The 18,301-nt window shown below is 39.2% G+C and carries 18 protein-coding genes; 6 read left to right on the top strand and 12 right to left on the bottom strand.

Annotation, left to right across the window (positions count from 1 at the left end):
* Positions 1–212: 212 nt before the first annotated feature.
* The 12 genes from rpsO to trpS all read right to left on the bottom strand — a co-directional run bounded on the left by rpsO (position 213) and on the right by trpS (position 12,060).
* Entirely contained in the window at positions 213–485 is a 273-nt protein-coding gene (gene rpsO, locus QZ289_RS04600) for a 30S ribosomal protein S15 (protein WP_295699721.1), read from the bottom strand.
* A 398-nt stretch (positions 486–883) separates the two neighbouring features.
* Entirely contained in the window at positions 884–1,636 is a 753-nt protein-coding gene (gene motB / locus QZ289_RS04595) for a flagellar motor protein MotB (protein WP_295699719.1), read from the bottom strand.
* An 11-nt stretch (positions 1,637–1,647) separates the two neighbouring features.
* A complete protein-coding gene (gene motA / locus QZ289_RS04590) occupies positions 1,648–2,418 on the bottom strand; it encodes a flagellar motor stator protein MotA (RefSeq protein WP_295699716.1) in 771 nt (256 codons plus the stop codon).
* A gap of 60 nt (positions 2,419–2,478) precedes the next feature.
* Positions 2,479–3,099 carry an MBL fold metallo-hydrolase gene (locus QZ289_RS04585; protein ID WP_295699712.1) on the bottom strand — a complete coding sequence of 207 codons (621 nt, stop codon included), beginning with the start codon at positions 3,097–3,099 and terminating at the stop codon, positions 2,479–2,481.
* Positions 3,100–3,106: 7 nt separating this feature from the next.
* Positions 3,107–3,496, bottom strand: coding sequence for a 30S ribosomal protein S9 (gene rpsI / locus QZ289_RS04580; protein ID WP_295699710.1), 390 nt, complete (start codon positions 3,494–3,496; stop codon positions 3,107–3,109).
* A gap of 9 nt (positions 3,497–3,505) precedes the next feature.
* Positions 3,506–3,934, bottom strand: a complete 429-nt coding sequence (gene rplM, locus QZ289_RS04575) for a 50S ribosomal protein L13 (RefSeq protein WP_295699707.1) — start codon at positions 3,932–3,934, stop codon at positions 3,506–3,508.
* 305 nt (positions 3,935–4,239) lie between these two features.
* Positions 4,240–4,950 carry an ABC transporter ATP-binding protein gene (locus QZ289_RS04570; RefSeq protein WP_295699704.1) on the bottom strand — a complete coding sequence of 237 codons (711 nt, stop codon included), beginning with the start codon at positions 4,948–4,950 and terminating at the stop codon, positions 4,240–4,242.
* Positions 4,944–6,575 (bottom strand): nickel ABC transporter permease subunit NikC, encoded by a 1,632-nt coding sequence (gene nikC / locus QZ289_RS04565; protein WP_295699702.1) that lies wholly within the window; start codon positions 6,573–6,575, stop codon positions 4,944–4,946. The genes QZ289_RS04570 and nikC overlap by 7 nt, the downstream gene beginning before the upstream one ends.
* Positions 6,572–7,540 carry an ABC transporter permease subunit gene (locus tag QZ289_RS04560; RefSeq protein WP_295699701.1) on the bottom strand — a complete coding sequence of 323 codons (969 nt, stop codon included), beginning with the start codon at positions 7,538–7,540 and terminating at the stop codon, positions 6,572–6,574. The genes nikC and QZ289_RS04560 overlap by 4 nt, the downstream gene beginning before the upstream one ends.
* Before the next feature lie 11 nt (positions 7,541–7,551).
* On the bottom strand, positions 7,552–9,108 hold the full coding sequence (gene nikA, locus QZ289_RS04555) for a nickel ABC transporter substrate-binding protein (protein ID WP_295699699.1): 1,557 nt from the start codon (positions 9,106–9,108) through the stop codon (positions 7,552–7,554).
* Between the two features lie 442 nt (positions 9,109–9,550).
* A complete protein-coding gene (glnA, locus tag QZ289_RS04550; protein ID WP_295699697.1) occupies positions 9,551–10,990 on the bottom strand; it encodes a type I glutamate--ammonia ligase in 1,440 nt (479 codons plus the stop codon).
* Between the two features lie 83 nt (positions 10,991–11,073).
* Positions 11,074–12,060, bottom strand: coding sequence for a tryptophan--tRNA ligase (gene trpS, locus QZ289_RS04545; RefSeq protein WP_295699872.1), 987 nt, complete (start codon positions 12,058–12,060; stop codon positions 11,074–11,076).
* Positions 12,061–12,340: 280 nt separating this feature from the next.
* Between trpS and QZ289_RS04540 the strand changes: the two genes are divergently transcribed.
* The 6 genes from QZ289_RS04540 to QZ289_RS04515 all read left to right on the top strand — a co-directional run bounded on the left by QZ289_RS04540 (position 12,341) and on the right by QZ289_RS04515 (position 18,240).
* A complete protein-coding gene (locus tag QZ289_RS04540) occupies positions 12,341–12,901 on the top strand; it encodes a pyruvate flavodoxin oxidoreductase subunit gamma (protein WP_295699694.1) in 561 nt (186 codons plus the stop codon).
* Between the two features lie 24 nt (positions 12,902–12,925).
* The gene (locus QZ289_RS04535; RefSeq protein WP_295699692.1) at positions 12,926–13,336 is read left to right on the top strand and encodes a 4Fe-4S dicluster-binding protein; all 411 of its coding nucleotides are present in this window, start codon (positions 12,926–12,928) and stop codon (positions 13,334–13,336) included.
* A 14-nt stretch (positions 13,337–13,350) separates the two neighbouring features.
* On the top strand, positions 13,351–14,571 hold the full coding sequence (locus QZ289_RS04530) for a 2-oxoacid:ferredoxin oxidoreductase subunit alpha (RefSeq protein ID WP_295699689.1): 1,221 nt from the start codon (positions 13,351–13,353) through the stop codon (positions 14,569–14,571).
* Between the two features lie 10 nt (positions 14,572–14,581).
* On the top strand, positions 14,582–15,529 hold the full coding sequence (locus tag QZ289_RS04525; RefSeq protein ID WP_295699686.1) for a thiamine pyrophosphate-dependent enzyme: 948 nt from the start codon (positions 14,582–14,584) through the stop codon (positions 15,527–15,529).
* Between the two features lie 123 nt (positions 15,530–15,652).
* Complete coding sequence (gene rpoD / locus QZ289_RS04520; protein WP_295699685.1) at positions 15,653–17,521, top strand: RNA polymerase sigma factor RpoD; 1,869 nt, start codon at positions 15,653–15,655, stop codon at positions 17,519–17,521.
* Between the two features lie 230 nt (positions 17,522–17,751).
* Positions 17,752–18,240 (top strand): CoA-binding protein, encoded by a 489-nt coding sequence (locus QZ289_RS04515; protein WP_295699682.1) that lies wholly within the window; start codon positions 17,752–17,754, stop codon positions 18,238–18,240.
* The last annotated feature ends 61 nt before the right edge of the window (positions 18,241–18,301 follow it).

Genomic DNA, 18,301 nt, shown 5'->3' with positions numbered 1-18,301 from the left:
TTATCCCAATAGTAAAAAGGAAAGATTACACTCTCCTTTTTACTATTCTAAAAGGTATTGCAAGATAGATGTTTGTTTGCAAAACTTATTTTTATTTATGACTCTGTCTCAGCTAAATCTAGCATCAAATAACATTGTTTTATAGCACATATAAAATCTCTATAAAATTTAATGACAAACAGATTCAAATACTTGGACACTTGTCCTAAGTGCTATCTATCTTTGAGTTTTAATTCACTAATTAATTTTGTATAGCGACTATATTGTGTTTTTTTGAGGTAGGTTAATAATGATTTTCTTTGCCCTACAAGTTTTAAAAGCCCTAAACGACTCGAATGATCCTTTGGGTTTGCCTTTAAATGCTCTGTTAAGTCAGTAATTCTTTGCGAAAGCAATGCTATTTGCACTTCACTTGAACCCGTATCTTTATTATCCCTTGCAAACTTAGCAATAATCTCTTTCTTTTTCGCCATATCTAAAGCCATAAGACCTCCTTGAATGGTAAATTAAAAGGTGAAATTCTATCTTAAAAAGCTAAAAAATACATAAAATAAACTGCTTTTGTCTACAAAGAGCATAAAACCCCTTTGCTGTTTTTGCAAAAGATAGGAACACAAACTTAGCTATTCATCAGCATTTAGCTAAATAGAATAAACTGCATTATTCTTTAATTGATAGTGATTCATAACGCAACACATCTTACTAGAGTAAAAATGCTTTTTATACACTTTATCAATTCGAATATGCCAAAATGAACTTCTTTACTAAAATTTTCTTCCTAAAGTCTACCTATTTGGTATGAATTAAACACAAATATCTAATCCAATAAATAAGCTAGAGTAAAGACAAGCTTATCACTATACAAAGCTATATAACTTGCATACTACTGTGTATTTTGCAAAGTTTCTTCCAAGATGGATTGTGCCACTGGCGCATCTTTAGGATCTACAAAGAAAAAGATTTCCACGCGATTATTTTTTGCACGATTAACAGGTGTATCATTGGGCGCAATAGCTTGGTGTTCGCCATAGCCAGAAAATGAAATACGTTCATTTGAGATACCATTTTTCACAAGAGACTTCATTACGCTAAGTGAACGTGCCGCAGACAACTCATAATTATCCTTATAGCGTGAGCCAACAGGCAAAGGAGAATTATCCGTATAACCACGCACATCAATCTTAACATAATCAGGAAGTTTCTTGATAATCGCACTCATACGTTGCAAATATAAATACACATCGCTATTATTAATCTCTGCGCTTCCTGCTTCAAAGAAAATATTAGAGGGTAACCGCAGCGACACACCCATTTCCATTTGCTCTAAAATCCCACCCTCTTCTGCCATTTGTTCAATTTCCGCAGTAGTAATAGATGAATTTTCACTCAGGGCAGAACTTTCATTTTCCACTTCATTTTCACTTATATCATCTTGATTTGAAGGAAGTGGTGCGGTAAGTGTAAAATCAAAGAGTTTTATAAACTCCGTTTTTAAGGCTTCAGAATCCGAATCGGCTGTTGATGAAATCGCCCACAAGGCAATAAAAAGAGCCAAAAGAAGCGAAAGGAAATCCGCATAAGGCACAGCCCATTTTTCTCCTGCAGGACAATCGGGACACTTCTTTTTTTTAGCCATTATGCACTCTCTTATTCAAATTGTGAGATTTTGGGCTCACCCGGTGGGATAAATCCTAATAATTTCTCTTCAAGGTTACGAGGATTATCACCATTAGCAATACCCACAACGCCCTCTAAAATCACCATACGTTCACGTATGATATCCTTGCTTTTAGCGTGCATTTTATGCCCCCAAGGACCAAACATTCCATAAGAACAGAAAATCCCTGTAACCGTTGCAGTAAATGCTCCAGCAATCCCTGCTGCCATAGCCTTTGGGTCATCAAGCAACTGCAAAGCAAGCATAAGCCCCATAACCGCTCCAACAAGCCCCATTGTAGGGCAAGTCTCAGCATACATAATCCAAAAATGCGAAGACCCGTGATAGTACTCTTCTAAAGATTCTATTTGCACTTCCATATCTTCACGCACAGCGTGTGCATCGCGTCCATCAATAATCATTGAAAGTGCCTGACGTAAGAAATCATCTTCAATCTGTGCCGCCTTACCTTCAAGAGAAAGGACACCATCTTTTCTCGCAAGGGTAGAAAGTTCAACAAGAGTACGTATAGTTTCGTTCAAATTCACTCCACTTCCACCAAAAACAAGCTTCATTTCTTTAAAAGCAGCCTTAACATGTGTACCATGTGTGGCTGCCATTGCTGCACAACCAGCAGTAGGAATAATGATGATGAGCGAACTAATATGGATAAGATGTAAAGGGTTACCTCCCTCCAAAATATCTCCTAGCGAGAGACTAGCAACAGCCCCCAAAAGTCCTAAAATACTCGTTAAATCCATAGGCACCTCATAAACTAATTTAAGAAATAGAAAGCAAAAAATATTCCTAGTAAATAGATATTACATACCGCCCAAATGCTTTATCCAAAAGGGCACATTTGCCTGTTCATCATTAAGGTAAGTAGTCCTTCCGTGTCCGGGATAAATAGGCTTATTGGGAGTTGAAGGAAGCGCACTAAAAGCAAGAAGAGAATCTCTCATATCAATCGTGCTTGAATAGGGAAAATCGCTCCGCCCAATAGAGCGATAAAAGATAAAATCCCCGCTAAAAATATTACCCTCAATTTCAATAATTGAGCAGCCCGGTGTGTGTCCGGGAAAATGAGAAAATATCACCTCTATGCCATCAAACACTAAACTTTGTGTACCTTTTTCACATAATGTAAGAATATCAGGTGTGCTTGGCGTTACACCTGTGCCAAAGCAATCTGATTCTAACATAAACGCATCAAGTGCAGGACAGACAAGCGGTACTTGAGGAAAATGTGCTTTAAGCGTGGCATTGCTCCAAATGTGGTCAAAATGCCCGTGTGTATTTAAAAATGCAAGTGGCTTGGAGCAATGCGCCATCACCCAATCACTCGCGCCAATCCCAGCGTCAATGACAATCTCTCCCTGTGGCAATTTGTAAATATAACAATTTGTTTGATACTCACCAAAACTTTGAGAGAGAAGCTCCATAAAATTATTACCTTTTTGAGAATTGTGGGCTACGTCTTGCTTTCCTTTTACCATATTTCTTACGCTCTACCACACGAGAATCGCGGGTCAAAAGCCCCTTCGGTTTCAAAATCGCTCTAAAGGCTATATCATAACTATTAAGAGCTTTTGAAATGCCGTGTCTCAAGGCTTCAGCTTGAGCTGAATATCCACCACCAAAGGCAACAGCCTTTATATCTACGGATTTTTCTTGCTTTGTGAGGAGAAGCGGCTGCATTACCTTCATCTTAATTGCCTCGTGTCCACCAAGCCAATCATTGAGATTCTCTCCATTAATAGTGAGCTTACCGCTGCCCGGAGTAAGCCAAACCTTTGCGATTGCTGTTTTTCTCTTTCCTGTTGCATAAACTTTTGCCATACTATTCCCTTATTTTGAGCTTTTAGAAACTTGTGCGCTATGTGGGTGATTACCATCGCGATAAACTTTGAGCTTTTTAAGCATAGCGCGTCCAAGCTTGTTTTTAGGAAGCATACCTCGAACGGCTAAGTGATAAAGCTTTTGCGGATTTTTCTCTAGCATTTCTTGCAATGTCTTGCTTTTAGTGCTACCAAAATACCCTGAATGTGTGAAATATTCCTTATCTTCAAGCTTCATTCCTGTGAATTTCACCTCTGTGGCGTTAATAATCACTACAAAATCACCGCAATCAATGTGAGGTGTGAAACAAGGCTTATGCTTACCACGTAAAAGCGTGGCAACCTCTGTGATAAGGCGACCAAACACTTTATCTTTCGCATCAAGCACAATCCATTGACGATTAATGTCAGTTTGTGTTGCTATTTTTGTCAATTCCATTTAGGTTTCCTTAGATTCTGTAAAATTAAGGCGAGGATTATAGGAATTTTATACTTAAAGAATACTTAAGTTAATCAAATATTAAGATTATTTACTACGAGCCAATATCTTAAATATGTAGGAATCTGCCGTAGAAGTTATTTTTACATTTTACTTTTCTACCAAGAAGTGAGTGGATAATCTAGACTTACATATGCAATTTATAGATTAGCCCTCTGTGCAAATGCAGCACGAAGTGTAGCAGCAAAGGAATGATAGACTAGAGTTTCCATACGGATTAAGTTGCAAAAACGATAAGTGAAGCATTATGTCTCTAACTCACCTTTTGTATTCATCATATACACACGCCCGCAAAGTCCTCTCGCTATGTGCTCATCGTGGCTAATAAGCATAATCGCACTTTTATTACCTCGCTGCCATCGCTTGAGGTAATCCATTATATGTAAAGAAAGTTCATAATCAAGCCCAGAAGTACTTTCATCAAGGATTAGCACTCGAGGTTTAATGCTTAAAGCCCTCACAAGGCAGATTCTCTGTGCCTCACCGCCAGAAATCATACCCACCTGCTTAAAAAGTATATCCTTAGGCAATGCCAAATCCTCCATTAACATATAAATGCGCTCTATCGCCTCCTTTTTCTCACAAGCCTTAAGATACAAAAGCGGCTCAAGGCAGTTCTCAAGGCAAGTAAAATGCGGATTCAAAGAGCCTATACTATCTTGGAAAAGTATTTGCACTTGCGCGCAAAATGCCCTGCGAAAGCTAAGGTTACAAATATTAATAGGCACAGAGTGAAGTCTCACTTCTCCCACGGCTCCCGCCTCATCTCTTTGTGGTCGCAAAAGCCCACAGGCAATCTTTGCCAACGTGCTTTTCCCACAGCCACTTTTCCCCATAATCGCAATGTTTTGCCCCACCTCTAGTTTCAAATCAATATGTCTTAACACATAATGCTTATATGCGGCAAATCCCCGATATGATGTGTAGTAATAAGATACATTGCATAGCTCTAACATAATTTCTTCCCTTGATAGAGGGATTGCAAACGCTGCATTGTAGGCGTTTGTGGCATTAAAGGTTTGCCACTATCCTCTAAAAGCACGCCTTGAGATAATCGCGCAGATTCTATAATCTTGCCCTTTTGCATTATATAGACATATTGTGCATTTGCTGCCACTGCGGCTAAATCGTGTGTGATAAGCAAGATTCCTAATCTATGATTCTCTCTCAAATCACGCAAAGTTTTGAGAATCTCCTCTGCCTTTAGCTTGTCTAAATCACTACTTGGCTCATCGGCAATCACAAAAGGCGCTTGTGCAAGCAAAGCAAGGGCTATCATCGCTCTTTGTAACATTCCGCCGCTTAATTCAAATGGATATTTATCTAGCACTTGCGCTTCTAGCCCCGCTTTTTGCAAACACTCAAGCACAAATCCTTTGTCATAAGGCTTATGCAGGGCGATACAAGTTTCCTTGAAATGATAGGCAATACTAAGGAGCGGATTAAAGCACGTGCGAGGAGACTGCATAATACACGCAAAGGCTACACCACGATATGCCACAGGATTAATCACTTGCGAATCTAGCTTAATAACACCACTTGTCAATGCAAGGTTTGAAGCCACAAATCCCTGCAAGGCAAGCGCGCTTAGAGATTTACCACTGCCGCTTGCCCCAAGCAATGCAGTGCATTCTCCTCTCCTCACACAAAGAGATGGAATCTCTACAAGCTTATGAGTATCCATATCAATGCACAAATGTTCTATTTCTAGGCTTTGTGCGCTATGTATAGAATCTAAGCTCTTTGCTTTACCTAAAGCCACATCTTTGACATTATCATCTAGCCCCTGCACTGCCCTAAGACTATCTCTTAAACCTTCACCTATCATATTACATAATGCCACGCTTACAAAAAGCGCTAACCCCGGATAAATAATCAAAGCAGGATTATCCCACATATACTCCTTTGCCTCACTTAGCATCACACCCCATTCAGGTGTGGGCGGCTGCACCCCAAGCCCAAGGAATGAAAGTCCCGCGATATGCAGCATAATATGCCCTATATCCATACTCGCTAAAATCACACATTGACTTAAAATAGGTACTAAAAGATGGCGTTTGAATCTCTGCAAAGCACTCGCTCCAAAGGTAAAAGAAAGCAGCACGTATTCTTTATTTTTCACACTAAAAACGATGCTACGCACGATACGAGCATACCAAGCCCAATGTGTGAGGATAATAGCAATCATCACATTTTCTAGCCCCGCACCCAGCACGCCCACAAAAAACAAAGAAAGCGCGATAGTAGGCACACTCATAAACACATCGCATAGCCGCATACATATCGCATCTAATCGCCCACCCACAAAGCCACACAATCCCCCAATACCTATACCTAAAAGCATAATCCACGCTAAAATCACAAAAGCACAGCCAAGTGAAAGTCTCGCCCCATAGAGAATCCGCGAAAATATATCCCGCCCTAAATAATCCGTCCCAAGCCAATGTGTAGCACTCATAGGGGCTAAAATATGCTCCAAATCCTGCATATCGGGCTCAAATGGTGCAATAGATGGGGCAAAAATAGCAAGTAGCACGATGATACCTAGCCCAGCAAGGGCGCATTTACCCCATATTTTCATACATATTCCTTGCTAGGATTTTCATACGTGTGCGCCATTTGCTTACGCATACGTGGGTCAAATACCGCATAGAGAATATCTACCAATGCGTTACACAGCACAAAAGACGCACTTAAAATGACAATAAAGCATTCAATGACAGGGTAATCGTGATTAGCAATCCCGCTAATACTATATAATCCAATGCCGGGCAGTCCAAAGACACTTTCAATTACCAATGCACCGCCCACAAGCTCCCCTATGTGCATACCCATCGCTGTAAGGATAGGCAAAAAGGCACTATAAAAAATATGTATGATATGTAGCCTTAAGCCCCTTACTCCACGCATTTTAGCATATATGATATGCCTCTCTTTCTGCACTTCTAGCATATTAGCACGAATGAGCCGCGCTAGGATACATATAGACATCAGTGCGATACTCACACTTGGCAAAATAAGACTTTTTGCGCCCTCTAGCCCCACCGCAGGAAGCCACTCCAAATATATGCTAAAAAACAAAACGAGCAAAAAGGCAACCCAAAAATTAGGCATACTCACGCCGATGAAGCATATAAAGCGAATGAGGAAATCAGGGAATCTATTATGATAATACACACTTGCAATCCCAAGCGGTAAGGCACATAGAATAGTCAAAATAAATCCGCATAGCACAAGTAAAAGTGTATTGGGTAAAAAATGCAAAAAGTCCGCGCTCACACTCCTACCACTCATATAAGAGATTCCAAAATCAAGCCTTATGGCGTCTTTAAGCCACAAAAAATACTGTTGCAAAAGCGGTTTATCAAGTCCAAATTCCACTCTAAGTTCCGCTATAAGCTCTGGTGTGGCAGGAATGTGTGAGTGTAAAATATATGCCATCACCGGATCACTCCCGCCAAGTCGCAACAAACAAAACGTGCCAAAAGATACAAGTAGTACAATGGGGATAATAGAGCAGATTCTATAAAAAATAAACTTTTTCATCTGCCCTCCCCTTATTTTGCCTCTTCATAAAATTCCCAAAATGGCACTTCATAGCCTACCACTCCCATTTTAATACCTTTGATTTTAGGGTGTGTGATGGCTTTATTTTTTTGATAGGTAAGTGGCACATACACACCACTTGTTTCAAGCATATTGATGACATTGTCTAACAATGCGTCAAAAGTTGGGCTTGATGGATTAAGCACAATAAGCTTTCTAATGCCTTCATCGATGGCAGTTTTAGTGCTTAAGCCCGATTGTGCGGCAAAGTCAATATGACTTGGAATCAACATAGAATATAGCATACTCAAAGGTTCATAGGGTGCACCCCAAGTCTCACTAAAAGCCATATCAAAAGCCCCTTTAAGTAAACGATTACGATATATGCTAGGCTCACTCGCGCTTAGACGCACCTTAATGCCTAGAGCCTTTAAATCACTTTGGATAATTTCAGCCATCATTTTATGAGCAGGATTATCCCCGCTAAAGAGTATCTCTATGCCTTTTTGATGCAAATGAGAATCTACAGAATCTGCCAAAGTGCGTAAAAATGCTAAAGATTCCTGTATAGCTCTCTCCTCTTTGTTTTTTTGTGTAGAGGGAGTGCTTTGATAAAAGATGTGATTAGCACTTTCTTGAATCCCCCCATAGACCGCTCTAACAAGCCTTTGCTTATCAATAGCATATCCTAGAGATTGTCGCAGCAATGTGCTAGATTGGGCGTTTGTGAGTGTAAAAGCAGGGGAAGCAGAATTAATGACAAGATTCACACTATGCAGCGGTGGGCTAAGATACGTGGCAAAGTGCTTACTCTTTTGCATATTTTTAAAAATCTCTAAGGGAATTTGATCATATCCATAAATCATATCTATTTGTCCGCTTCTTAGGGCTGCTATTTTCGCGCTTGGGTCAAAAATCACCTTCAAAATAATCTCATCATAATAAATCCCCTTATAGCGCTCTTTATCCCAATAGTGCGGATTCTTATGTAATGTATCGCTCACACCAAGCTTAGAATCCGCAAACATATACGCACCCGTGCCGATAGGCTTAGGATTATGCTTGATTAAGTCTAAATCCTTAGGAAAGGCACTAGGAGCTAAGAATCTAAAAGGACGAACTACGGCAAGCTCGCTTAGCGTGGGGCTATAAGGCTCTTTAAGCGTGAGAACGACTTTATAAGCATTGATTTTTTGCATCGATTGTATTACCATAGCTAACCCGCTCCAAGAATGCCTAGAACGATTTTTGAGAATGGATTGAAAGTTTAGCACCACCGCATCAGCATTAAATACCTCACCATTTGAGAATTTCACCCCCTCGCGCAATGTAAATTCATAGCGCAAACCATCTTTACTCACCTGCCACGATAATGCCAAAGATGGCACAATTTTGCCATTCTTGTCCACTTTGACTAAGCCCTCATAAATGCTATTTTGTGCAAACATCGCATTGCCGTGATAACCTTGAGGATTCATCGTGCCGATATTTTGAGATACTGCCATAGTAAGCGTATTTTGACCAAACGCCAATCCCATACACACGCATATCACCGCCACTAAACGCATTATTACTCCTCTATTCTTTAGTGTCTATAAATTAAGAATTTTTAAAACTATATCATATTAATAACATAAAAAAATAAAATAAATAATATTTTTATAGCAAACTAAATAAATCTTAATATGAACCTATAAAATTACTTTCTTTTTGCTTATTTTCAGATCTAAAGTTCTACGTCCCCTCGTCTTTTTCTAGTGATGAGGAGAGTTAAATATGCAAATATGCGCTAGACTTCACGATAGAAAATTGGTATTTTATGTGATTTCATTTTGATACAAATAGATAATCTAGCTCGCTTTATGAGGAAATTCTAAGTCTATAAAACTCACCTAAAAAACAAGTTTCTTTACCAAGCTAAGATTTTATAGGCATAGAGATAAAATGCTTCCCCATCTTTAAAGAACCTATCCAATCTTTATTTGAGATATTGTGAATGCAGTATAAAAACTAACAACTATATGTAGTAAGAAACTCAAATGGGTGGGGGCGTGCTTCCCAAGGCCAAATTTCTGTCTCAAACTTATAAGCCTTATAGGTTTGTATAAATTCCTCGCTAAACACATTGCCTTCTTTGAGGTATGCTTTATCCACCAGCATTTCCTCAATCGCGTGGCGCAATGTATGAGGCAACTGCTTAATGCCTTTCTCACGGATTTCATCAAGTGTGAGTTCAAAGAGATTAATTTCCATAGGCTTACCCGGGTCAATTTTATTCCTAATACCATCAAGTCCCGCAAGTAGTAAGCTTGCAAAGGCAAGATAAGGATTTGCCGAGCTATCGGGGAATCTAAATTCCATACGTTTTGCCTTTTCTCCGCTATTGTATGGGATTCTAATACTTGCGCTTCTATTTTGCGCACTATATGTTAAAATACTTGGCGCTTCAAAGCCCGGAATGAGCCGTTTGTATGAGTTTGTGCTAGGATTTGTGAAGGCTGCTAAGGCTCTAGCATGTTTTAGCACTCCACCTAAGAAGTGCAACGCCATTTCACTTAACCCCTGATAGGCATTTCCCGCAAAGAGATTCTTATTATCTTTCCAAATGCTAATATGTACGTGCATACCGCTGCCATTATCGCCATAAAGGGGCTTAGGCATAAATGTAGCCGTCTTGCCATTGAGATGAGCTACCATTTTTACCACATATTTAAATTTTTGCACATTATCGGCAGCTTCGAGCATATCGCCAAACTTCACACCGATTTCATTCTGCCCTTGCGCTACTTCGTGATGCAATACAAAGGTTTCTAGCCCCACTTGGTTCAGCACCTTTACCATTTCAGTGCGTAAATCCACTGAAGAATCCACCGGTGGCACAGGGAAGTATCCACCCTTTGTACCGGGGCGATGTCCCATATTTACGCCACCCTCAAAGGCTCTATCGCGATTCCATTCGCCCTCTTCGGAATCTATCTCATAATATTGACAATTTACAGAATCTTTAATTTTAATAGAATCAAACACAAAAAACTCATTTTCTGGTCCATAATACGCCACGTCACCAATCCCGCTTTCTTTAAGGTGCTTCATCGCACGTTTGACAATAGAACGAGGGCATTTCTCATAAGGCTCATTTTTATAAACATCCCAAATATCGCAAAAGACTATCACCGTAGTATCCGCACTAAAAGGGTCAATAAAATATCGCACAGGCTCGGGGATAAGTATCATATCAGATTTATCCACAGGCTGCCACGCAGGGATAGAGCTGCCATCAAAGGGTATCCCCTCAAAACTCTCTTCGCCAATCGCACTTCTTGAAAAGCTCAAATGATGCCATATGCCTTTAATATCAGTGAAGCGGAAATCGATAAATTCCACTTCATTTTCATCGCAAAATTGAAAAAATGCCTTGACTGCTTGTTTGTCGATTGCTACTCTGCTCATACCCTTGCTCCTTAATCATTGTGTAGATTGTGTAAATAAAATGCGAATTATAGCATAAGGGAGATAAGCTTTTACAAATAGACCTATACTAAACCTAAGTGTTCCTTTGCGCGGGCATAAGTGGCTTTGGCAATGGGGCGGACTGCATTAGCACTTTTATCTAGTATAGATTCTATATATGCCCTATCACTGCTTAGTCTTGCATACTCCTCTTGTATAGGACGTAAAGTTTCTATAATCACTTCGCTCAAAGCGCTTTTAAGATGTCCATAGCCCTTGCCTTCAAATGCAGATTCTATTTCTTCGCGGCTCTGTCTTGTGAAAATCTCATACATACAAAGCAGATTATATAATCCTGCGCGAGATTCATCAAAGATAATGCCACTTTGAGAATCTGTAACTGCCTTTTTGATTTTGCGTGTGATGAGTTCAGGGCTATCAAGTAAAAAAATCGCGTTATTCTCGCTCTGTGCGGATTTACTCATTTTGGCATTTGGGTCATCTAAAGCCATTATGCGCGCTCCTACTTTAGCAATCATCGGCTCAGGAATATTAAAGCATAATCCATATTCATTATTAAAGCGCATTGCCACGTCACGTGTTAGCTCTAAATGCTGCTTTTGGTCTTCACCCACAGGCACAAAATCTGCCTGATAGAGCAAAATATCCGCCGCCATAAGCGCAGGGTAATTAAACAAGCCCACATTAATATTTTTTGGATTTTTTGCACTTTTATCTTTAAATTGTGTCATACGACTCATATCACCCATAGGAATATGGCAATCTAAAATCCACGCTAATGCGGCGTGTTCATCGATTTGACTTTGGATAAAAAGATGAGATTTATTTGTATCAATGCCACAGGCTAAAAGAATACCTGCAAGGTCATAAGTCTTTTCTTTTAATTGCGTAGGATTCTGTTTAGTCGTAATCGCGTGGGAATTAACCACGCAAAAAATATTTTCATATTCCTCTTGTGAATCTACCCAATGTCGCACCGCACCTAGATAATTGCCTAAGTGGATATTGCCCGTGGGCTGAATGCCTGAAAAAACGCGTTTTTTTTGCAATTGTGCGTCCATAATTTATCCCCTAATCTCAAAATCATTAACAAAAGCGGTATTATATGATTTTTGGCTTAAGTTTAGAGGAATACCCCATTAAAAATTGTGCTAAAAGTTTTACCCAAGAAAAGGTGGTTTTACACTCACTTGGTAAAAAAATTTTTTACAAAATTGTGTAGAATCTCCCCCTTTGTCAAAGTGCGTTTATCAAAATTGTTTCAAAACGATACGAAATTAAATAAAACTGCGTTAAAATGGTCTTAAATCCACGAAGGAAGGAGAAAGTATGCTTGAGATACGATGGCATTCTCGTGCTGGGCAAGGTGCTGTAACAGGCGCAAAAGGTCTAGCCGATGTAATTGCAGGAACAGGCAAAGAGGTGCAAGCCTTTGCATTCTATGGTTCAGCTAAACGCGGTGCTTCTATGACTGCCTATAATAGGATAGATTCAGAGCCTATTCTCAATCACGAAAAGTTTATGAATCCCGATTATATTTTGGTGATTGACCCGGGCTTGGTATTCATCACAAATATTTGTCTTTATGATAAACCATCGACAAAATACATTATCACCACGCGCTTAAGCAAGGAAGAGCTCATTGCTAAAAAGCCCGAGTTGGCACAAAAAGAGGTATATACGCTTGATTGTATTCAAATCTCTATTGATGCACTTGGCAAATCTATCCCTAATGCACCTATGCTTGGGGCGTTAATGAAAGTTTCAGGTATGCTTGAGATTGACTTCTTTTTAGAATCTTTCTCCAAGGTGCTTGGTAAAAAACTCCCCCAACAAGTGATTGAGGCAAACAAAGTGGCTATTAGACGAGCTTATGAGGAAGTTAAATAAGGGCTTATTTTAAGGAGAAAAGAAATGGATAAATTAAAAGATTGGGACGAATTTGCAATTGGCTCTGTGCTGTTTCCTTTTAAAAAGGGCGTAGATGGGGCTATGGAACTTTATAAACAGGAACGAACTTATAGTGGCGATAGCTCATTTAGCGATAGTGTAGCGCATTGGCGTGTAGAAAAGCCCGTGCATAATAGTGATATTTGTATTAATTGCTTTACTTGTTGGGTATTTTGCCCTGATGCGGCGATTCTTACTAATAATGATAAATTAGCAGGTGTGGATTATGTGCATTGTAAAGGTTGTGGCGTATGTGTGGATGTGTGTCCCACCAACCCAAAATCATTGCTTATGTTTAATGATCACAAAGACAATGAAGAAGCCCTCAAAGAATGGCCTGCTAAAGAGCCTAAAGAATCGCAAAATAACGCATAGTCTAGGAGGAAAAGATGGCCAAAATAATGGAATTAAGGGATATTGAAGTATGGGATGGCAATATGGCTGCTTCTCAAGCACTTCGTCAAGCACAAATTGATGTGGTAGCTGCTTATCCTATCACACCTTCGACACCCATTGTGCAAAACTATGGAAGTTTTGTAAGTAATGGTTATGTCGATGGTGAATTTGTGATGGTAGAATCCGAACACGCAGCAATGAGTGCGTGTGTAGGTGCTGCAGCAGCTGGTGGAAGAGTAGCCACGGCGACAAGCTCTCAAGGTTTTGCATTAATGATAGAAGTGCTTTATCAGGCTTCTGGTATGCGTTTACCTATTGTGCTAAATCTTGTCAATCGTGCACTTGCTGCACCACTCAATGTAAATGGAGATCATTCAGATATGTATCTTAGCCGTGATACAGGCTGGATAAATCTCTGCACCTATAATCCACAAGAAGCTTATGATTTTAATCTTATGGCTTTTAAGATTGCAGAAGATAAACGTGTAAGAGTGCCTATAATTGTGAATCAAGACGGATTCATTTGCTCTCATACCGCGCAGTCTGTTCGCCCATTTACTGATGAGGAAGCATATAAATTTATCGGGGATTATATCTCGCATAATCCTATGTTAAACTTCTCTAACCCTGTAACTTACGGGGCGCAAACAGAAGAGGATTGGCATTTTGAGCATAAGGCACAGCTACACAAAGGCATTATGGATTCAGCACAGGTTATAGAAGAGGTATTTGAAGCTTTTGCAAAAAAATCTGGCCGCACATACAAACTTGTAGAAACTTATGATATAGAAGATGCAGAAGTAGCAATTGTGGCACTTGGCACAAGCGTAGAATCTGCTCGTGTAGCGGCTAAAAAAGCACGCAATGAAAAAGGCATTAAAGCAGGGGTTATCTCTATCCGCTCCTTACGACCCTTTCCTTTCAAGCAAATAGGCGAGGTACTAAAAGGTTTAAAAGCAGTAGCTTGTATCGACAGAAGTCTTCCAGCAGGAACAATGGGTATGCTTTTTAATGAATTTTCAGCAGCAGCTCTTGGGGCAGGAGCACATCTTATAATGTCAAATTATATTTATGGACTAGGCGGACGTGATTTGACACAAGCGCATTTAGAGAGCATTTTTACCGAGCTTAATGAAAATGCAAAAGCAGGTAAATTGACTCACCCACTTCAACAAATGTTAGGACTTCGCGGACCTAAAATGAGCTTTTTTTAAGGAGAATACAATGGTAAAGGAAGTAAAGAATCTTAAAGAATTTCAAAAATCATCAAAAAAATTTGAAGGTGCGCACTTACTTTGTCCGGGCTGTGCTCACGGTATGATTGTGCGAGAAGTACTTAGTGCAGTAGATGGACCCATTATTATTGGGAACTCCACGGGCTGTCTTGAGGTTTCAAGTGCAGTATATCCACATACAAGCTGGGATGTGCCTTGGATTCACATTGGGTTTGAAAATGGCTCTACGGCAGTTGCTGGAGCAGAAGCTATGTATAAAGCTCTGGCACGCAAGGGAAGATATACCGGTGAACGTCCTAAATTTGTAGCATTTGGTGGCGATGGAGCGACTTATGATATTGGATTTCAATGGATTAGTGGCTGCTTTGAAAGAGGGCACGATATGACTTATATCTGTCTTGACAATGAAGTGTATGCAAATACAGGTGGACAGAGAAGCGGCTCTACGCCTCTTGGCTCAAGCACATCAACTACACCCGCTGGAAGCGTAAGCTATGGTAAAAAAGAACGCAAAAAAGACTTGCTTTTTATTATGGCAGCACATCATGCGCCCTATGTCGCCCAAGTAGCTCCCAACAAGTGGAAAGATATGAATAAGAAAATTAAACGTGCTATTGATACAGAGGGACCAACCTTTATTAATGCAATGAGTGCTTGCACGACTGAATGGCGATTTGAATCTCATAAAACCGTTGAAATCAGCGATTTAGCAGTAGATTCCCTTGTGTTTCCATTATTTGAAATTATTAATGGTGTAGAAGTGCATATCACTTATCGCCCACGCAATATTGTGCCAGTTCGTGATTATTTAGGTGCACAAGGACGTTTCAAACATCTTTTCAAGCCTGAAAATGAACATATCATCGCACAATTTCAAAAAGATGTAGAGGCACGTTGGGAATACCTCCAACGTAGAGAAGAAATTAACCCCAAATAACACTTCTTAATATTCCTCTTAGCTAAGAAATAGAGGGATATTAATTGTATTTTATGTAATTTTGGGTAGAATCGCCGATTCTATAAAGCAGCCTTTTAAACAAAATCACTGCAAGGGTATAGTATGCAAGAAAAAGCTGACAAAATAAACAAAAAGTCAAAAGAAGTGAATGCTGAATTGGAAAATTTGTTTAAAGAAGAAGATAGCGATTATATTACGTATGAAAAAATTGCTCAAATTATGCTCAAAGCTCCCACAAGCGGACAGGTCAAAAAAATTAAAGACTTGAGCAAAAAATACAAAAAGAAACTTTTAAGCTCCTCTGAAGCGGCAAAAGTGCTTAATACTCAAGAACAAATCAAACGTCAAGCAGATAGAAAAAAAATGCTTGATGAAGAGCTTGAAGATGAATTTGACTTTATGAAAGATAAAGAGCTTCTTGAGTGGAGTAGGAGCGATAGCCCTGTACGTATGTATCTACGTGAAATGGGGCAGATTCCACTTTTGACAAAAGAGGAAGAAATTAGCCTAAGTAAGCAAATTGAGCTAGGGGAGAATACTATCTTAGATGCAATTTGCTCCGTGCCTTATTTGATTGACTTTATTTATGATTATAAAGATGCCTTGATTAATCGTGAGCGAAGGGTTAAAGAACTCTTCAAAAGTTTTGATGATGACGAAGAGGAAGAGGAATTAAATGAAGAGGAAGATTTTGATATAGAAGAAGAGGAAAATGCACGTAAGAACTCAAAGAGAGACCAAAAACGTGTAGAAAAGGTAATGGAAAGTTTCAAAGCACTTGATAAGGCAAAAAAAGAATGGCTTAAACTACTTGAAAGCCCATTAGCAGAGGGCGAGGATGAGCTTAGCCATATTTTGCTACTTTCACACAAAAAGCATATCCTCAAAACAAAACTTTTAGACTTAGGACCTACAAGTAAGCTCATTAGCGAGCTTGTAAGAGCAATGGAAAATACCTTAAAAAGCGGTGATGGCTTTGAGCGTGAGCTAAAAAGACTTGAATATAAACTACCATTATTTAATGATATATTAATACAAAATCACAAAAAAATTCTTGCCAATATTACCAATATGACACGCGATGAAATCGCCTCTATGGTGCCAGAAACCACAATGGTAAATGTGTATATGGAACTCAAAAAACTTTTTCAAACTAAGGAAGCAAGTGAAGGAGGTTTTAACCTTGAACCCGAAAAGCTCAAAGAAATCCTAGAACAAATTAAACGTGGGAAATCTATCTCCGATAAAGCAAAAGCAAAAATGGCAAAATCCAACCTCCGCCTTGTGGTGAGCATTGCCAAGCGATATACTAATCGCGGTTTGCCATTCCTTGATTTGATACAAGAGGGCAATATCGGGCTAATGAAGGCTGTGGATAAGTTTGAATACAAAAAAGGCTTTAAATTTTCTACTTATGCTACGTGGTGGATTAGGCAAGCTATCTCACGAGCCATTGCTGACCAAGCGCGCACTATTCGCATTCCCATTCATATGATAGAAACAATTAATAGAATCCACAAAATTATGCGCAAGCACGTCCAAGAGACAGGCAAAGAACCAGATATTGATTTTATTGCTAAAGAGGTAGGACTTTCCATTGATAAAGTAAAGAATGTTATTAAAATTACCAAAGAACCAGTGAGCCTTGATGCCCCTATTGGAAATGATGATGATGGTAAATTTGGGGATTTTGTAGAAGACAAAAATTCTGTAGGACCTATGGATTATATCCTCAAGGAAGATTTAAAAGTGCAAATTGATGAAGTACTTGAACAGCTTAATGACAGAGAAAAAGCTGTAATACGTATGCGTTTTGGACTTTTAGATGATGAAAGCGATAGGACATTAGAAGAAATCGGTAAGGAACTCAATGTAACGCGCGAGAGAGTGCGGCAAATAGAATCTAGTGCTATCAAAAAGCTCAAACATCCAAAAGTAGGTAGAAAACTAAAAAACTACATTGAGGAATAAAACTATAAAATCCAAGCCTTAAAAAACCAATCTAGCAGATAGATATTTGGCTTAAATAACCTAGCCTTACAAAAGCATAAGATTTTATCCTCTACTCATTAGCGCTTTGTGGAAGTAGCTTTCTCACAAGATTGCAATAACTGCGCTTGCACAAAATACATACAATATAAATGCAGCCTATCGTTTAATATTTCTATGTTATAGTAAATATTCATACGAAGGAAAACGCTATGGCACTATTGCATAACACACAAAAAGCAACTATCTTAAAAAACGCAAGAAAAATTGTTATTGTAGGCTTAAGCCCTCAGCAAGATAAGATAAGCTATCAGGTAGGGGCATTTCTATTATCTAGGGGTTATGATATTATCCCTATTTATCCGCGTGGTGGGGAGATTCTAGGAAGAGAAGTATTTTGCTCACTCAATGATGCCTTTGCAGTAATGGCGCAAAATGGGGAAGTATGCGATATTATCAACATCTTTAGAAAAAGTGAAGCACTAGGAGATGTGATGAATGAAATATGCGCCCTCACTCCTTATAGCTCCTTTGACAAAAGCCGCTTATGTGTATGGGTGCAGCTTGGGCTGCAAAGCAAAGAGGCTTATCAAAAAGCTAAAGAAAATGCTATCTTATATGAAGAGGATAGTTGCATTCAAGCCACATACAAAAATCTTTTTGGTAACGCAACCTTAACAGAGATTACCGCCCTATCGTAAGTATTTTTGAATCTAAAAATCTTTATGCTACAATACTCTCATATTACCTAGCACAAAGGAT

Source organism: uncultured Helicobacter sp. (assembly GCF_910577135.1).
Classification (GTDB): Bacteria; Campylobacterota; Campylobacteria; order Campylobacterales; family Helicobacteraceae; genus Helicobacter_C; species Helicobacter_C mastomyrinus.
This window is presented reverse-complemented; position numbering and strand designations above follow the sequence as displayed.